Here is a 2,092-nt window from a genome sequence, read left to right as displayed (position 1 = left end):
GTCGATGTCGGCGAGTGTCTCGACGACGGGGGCCGGCAGTCCGGCATCGACCAGGGCCGCCGCGTACTCGGAGTGGGGCAGGTCGGTGTAGGACACGGGCTGGCCGGCCAGCTCGGACAGGGTGGCGGCGTACTCGGCCATCGTGAAGCTCGTGTCGCCGGCCAGCTCGTAGGTCGTGCCGGCGCTGTCGTCGGCGATCAGAGCGGCCGCGGCGGCCTCGGCGTAGTCGGCGCGGGTGGCGCCGCTCATCTGGCCCGATCCGGCCGCACCGAGCACACCGTGCGCCACGTGGCTGGGGATCTGTTCGGTGTAGTTCTCGAGGTACCAGCCGTTGCGCAGAAGAACATGCGGGATCCCCACCTCTGCGAGGGCCTGCTCTGTCTGCAGGTGCTCAGGGGCGAGCCCCAGCGAGGTGGAGTCCGCGTGGAGAACGCTGGTGTAGGCGACCAACTCGACACCGTGACGGGCTGCGGCCTCGATCACGGTGCGATGCTGAGCGGCCCGCCGGCCGATCTCGTTGGACGAGACCAACAGCAGTCGGTCGACACCGTCCAGCGCGGCGTCCACGGACGGCACGTCGTCGTAGTCGAGGCGGCGGGTCACCACGCCACGTGCCGCGACGGCGCTCAGTCGGTCGGTGTCGCGGGCGGTGGCGACGATATCGCCGGGAGCGACGCCCCGGTCGAGCAACGACTCGATGGCGAGGGCTCCGAGGTGTCCGGCGGCGCCGGTCACGAGGTAGGTCACGAGTTATCTCCTGGGTACTGGGTCTGTCGACCGATGGACGTCAACTGTCTGACACGACTACTAACCATCGGTTGCGCCTAACTGTTTCCGATCGCGCGTACCCACCTTGAAGTAAGGTACTGGTATGAAAGTTAGTGACACGTCGCTCCGGCTGGCCGCAGCCTTCGGCGAGGGCATCTACACCGAGAACTGCCCGACCCGTGAGGCGCTGAGCCGGGTCACCAGCAGGTGGGCGCCGTTGCTGCTGGCGGCGCTCTCCGACGGCGAGCCGCTGCGGTGGAATGAGCTGCGCCACCGGGCCTCCGGTATCACGGACAAGATGCTGTCCCAGACCCTCCGCACCCTCGAAGCAGACGGATACGTGTACCGAGATGCGAGGCCGGTCGTGCCGCCGCACGTCGAATACTCGCTGACTCCGGATGGCGTCGAGCTCACCGAGCGCCTGCTTGACCTGATGATCTTCGTTTCGAACAGAGAACTCGGTTCGGAGTCCGCTGCCGCTCGCCTCGCTGATTAGCGTGGGGCCATGTTCACTGGCATGAGCGCGTTCCCGGTTACTCCTCTGAGCGATGGTGGTGTGGACTCCGGCAGGGTGTCCCGAATCGTCGAGCGGCTCGTGGGGGCGGGCGTCGATTCGATCGGGGCGCTCGGATCCACCGGGTCGTACCCGTATCTCTCCACGGCAGAACGGGCGCAGGTAGCGCGGGCGGCCGTGTCGGCCGCGGGCGACGTGCCGGTGATCATCGGGGTCGGGGCACTGACCTTGTCCGACGTGCTCCGCAACGTCGATGCGGCGCAGGCGGCGGGAGCCAGCGGCCTCTTGGTCTCGGTGATGACCTATCAGCCGCTGACGGACGAGGAAGTGGTCGGGTTCTTCAAGGACGTCGCCGCGCGGTCCTCGGTGCCGATCTGCGTCTACGACAACCCCGGTACGACGCACGTCGCCTTCACCGATTCGATGCACGAGCGCATCGCCGCGCTCCCGCAGGTGCGATCCATCAAGTTGCCCGGCGCCCCGGTGCCGGCGTTCACCGATCGCCTGGGCGTCCTCCGGGAGGCAGTGCCCGATGACGTGACGATGGGAGTCAGCGGTGACGCCTTCGCCGGTGACGCGCTGCTCGGGGGCGCTGACGTCTGGTATTCCGTCGTCGGCGGCACGCTGCCCGAGCCCGCGGTGGCTCTGACGCGTGCGGCCCGGCGCGGTGACAGGGCGGAAGTCGAAGCGATCGCGGCTCGGCTCACACCGCTGTGGGACCTGATCGCCCGGTACGGCAGCTACCGGGTTGCCGCCCACCTCGCGGTCCTCCTCGGCCTGACGGACACGGTCGCGGTGCGCCGACCCGTG

At 68.7% G+C, this 2,092-nt stretch carries 3 protein-coding genes; 2 read left to right on the top strand and 1 reads right to left on the bottom strand.

Annotated elements, in window-relative coordinates:
• Nucleotides 1-747 (bottom strand): NAD(P)H-binding protein (locus tag G6017_RS10660; RefSeq protein WP_182617297.1); only part of this gene is annotated, 747 nt, incomplete at its 3' end.
• A 124-nt stretch (nucleotides 748-871) separates the two neighbouring features.
• Here G6017_RS10660 and G6017_RS10655 point away from each other — a divergent pair.
• Both G6017_RS10655 and G6017_RS10650 read left to right on the top strand, forming a co-directional pair.
• Nucleotides 872-1,264, top strand: coding sequence for a winged helix-turn-helix transcriptional regulator (locus tag G6017_RS10655; protein ID WP_182617295.1), 393 nt, complete (start codon nucleotides 872-874; stop codon nucleotides 1,262-1,264).
• Nucleotides 1,265-1,273: 9 nt separating this feature from the next.
• A partial coding sequence (locus G6017_RS10650; RefSeq protein WP_182617294.1) for a dihydrodipicolinate synthase family protein occupies nucleotides 1,274-2,092 on the top strand: 819 nt, incomplete at its 3' end.

The sequence above is a fragment of the Dietzia sp. B44 genome (assembly GCF_014145245.1).
Classification (GTDB): domain Bacteria; phylum Actinomycetota; class Actinomycetes; order Mycobacteriales; family Mycobacteriaceae; genus Dietzia; species Dietzia natronolimnaea.
Note: the sequence above shows the minus strand (reverse complement) of the source record. Positions and strands in the feature narration are given on the sequence as shown.

Excerpts from the sequence above, each read along its gene's own strand:
- G6017_RS10655 (WP_182617295.1), top strand. The coding sequence starts at position 872 with ATGAAAGTTAGTGACACGTCGCTCCGGCTGGCCGCAGCCTTCGGCGAG.